The sequence below is a fragment of the Streptosporangium sp. NPDC048886 genome, assembly GCF_055586905.1.
The window spans coordinates 1-1,894 of sequence record NZ_JBVJHH010000110.1; the positions used below are offsets into that span (position 1 = coordinate 1).

Below are 1,894 nucleotides of genomic sequence, written 5' to 3' on the forward strand. Positions count from 1 at the left end.
TGGTGTCCGGCGAGCCGCTGCTCTACCACTGGTTCGTCTACGCCCACCTGGCCGCGGCGAGCTGGGTCACCGGCGTGGAGCCGCTCGTGCTGCTGCTGCGGCTGGGCATGCTCCCCATGGTGATCGCGTTCGTCGTCCTCGTCGGGATGACCGGTCGGCGCGTCATCGGCTCGTGGACGGGGTCACTGCTGGCCGTCATGGGCACGGTCTTCGTGGCGATCCCGAACCTGTACCTCGGCGCGAACGACTCCTTCACCTGGGGAGGCGTTCCGGACCTCGCGTGGACGAGCCCCACCCAGACCTTCGGAGCGCTCCTGTTCGCGCCGGCCGTCCTGCTCCTGATCGACCTCTTCGACCGCCGCTCGAGCGCCGGCCGGTGGCTGCTGCTGGGGATCTTCCTCGTCGCGGTGATGGGCGCCAAGGCCTCCTACCTGCCCCTGCTGATCGCCGGACTGGTGACGGTCGCCGCGGTCGAGCTGGTCAGGCGCCGGCGGCCGCCCTGGGTCGCGCTCATCGCGCTCGGGATGAGCTCCGCGTGTCTCCTCTACGCGCAGTTCGTGCTGTACGGCCGCGTGCGGCAGGGGCTGGTGGTCGCTCCCTTCTTCTTCATGCGCACGGCCTGGCAGGAGCTGACCGGCCTGGGCAGCGAGGTGGAGCCCTCGACGGCCTCGGCGCTCGGCATGGCACTGGTGTGCCTGCTGTGCTGGGCCGTCATGTGGTCCGGAGTCCTCGGGCTGCTGAGCCGGCCGCGGCTGCTCGGGCACCCCTGGGTGATCATGATGATCGGCTTCGGCGCGGCGGGTCTCGGCGCGGCGCTGCTCCTCGGCCATCCCGGCCGCAGCCAGCTCTTCTTCCTCTGGGGCGCCTATCCCTACCTGGCGATCGTCGCGATCCACGGGCTCCTCGCACTCCTGCGGCGCGCCCGGCTGTCACTGCGGGCGGCACTGCCGGCCGCCTGCGCCGGGGCGCTCGCCGCCTATCTGATCCCCATCCTCTGCGGCGTCGAGATCCCCCTGCGCCCAGGCCAGTCGGACGGCATCCTGTACCGGCCCTATCTCGCGCTGCTGGTCGCCGGCGTACTGGCGGCCGCCGTCCTGACCGTCAGGGTCGGCCGTCTCAGAGCCGCCGCCCACGTGGTCGTCATGTGCACGGCCATCGGCCTGCTCGCCGACGGGCACGCCTACGTCATGCTGCCCGGGCAGATACTGGCCAAGCGGGGACTCAGCGGGGTGAGCCAGCCGGCGGCGGCCCAGGTGACGGTCCCGCAGGGCGCCCTGACCGTCGCGCGCTGGCTGCGCGCCAACTCCGATCCCGACGACCTCGTCGCCACGAACGCGCACTGCCTCTGGGGGCACGAGGACCCGTGTGACAGCCGCGAGTTCTGGGTGGCCGCCCTGTCCGAGCGGCGCGTGCTGGTCGAGGGGTGGGCGTTCGCGCCGACGAGCGTGGAGCGCTGGAGCGCGGGCCAGTCGACCCAGTCGGCGATGTATCTGCCGTTCTGGGACGGAGACCGGATCACCTCGAACGAGGCGGTCTTCCACGCGCCCTCGGCGGCCGCGGTCCAGCGCCTGCGGGACCGCTACGGAGTCCGCTGGCTCTTCGTCGACGAACGGCGCACTGACCAGGCCGCGAAGATCGGGGAGTTCGCCGAGCTCCGGCTCCGCTCCGGAGACTACGCCCTCTACCGGGTGCGGGAGGGGCGGGCGGCGGAGGCCGGGACCGGCGTGCTCAGTGCCGGCCCGCTGGGACGGCCGTCGTGACCGGCCGTGAAAGGCCCGAGGACAGCCGCTGTGACCGGCCTGTCTGAAGGGTCGGCAAGGACATCGGAAAACGCGGGTGTCCGGCCGGGTTGAAGATCGTTGTGTCGGCAGACTCGCGTGTATGGCCAGGACTC

Annotated in this window: 1 protein-coding gene; it reads left to right on the forward strand. The window is 71.9% G+C overall.

Annotation, left to right across the window (positions count from 1 at the left end; translation table 11 throughout):
- A partial coding sequence (locus tag ACZ6R6_RS49285; protein ID WP_470104468.1) for a hypothetical protein occupies nt 1-1,760 on the forward strand: 1,760 nt, incomplete at its 5' end.
- Nucleotides 1,761-1,894 lie beyond the last annotated feature (134 nt).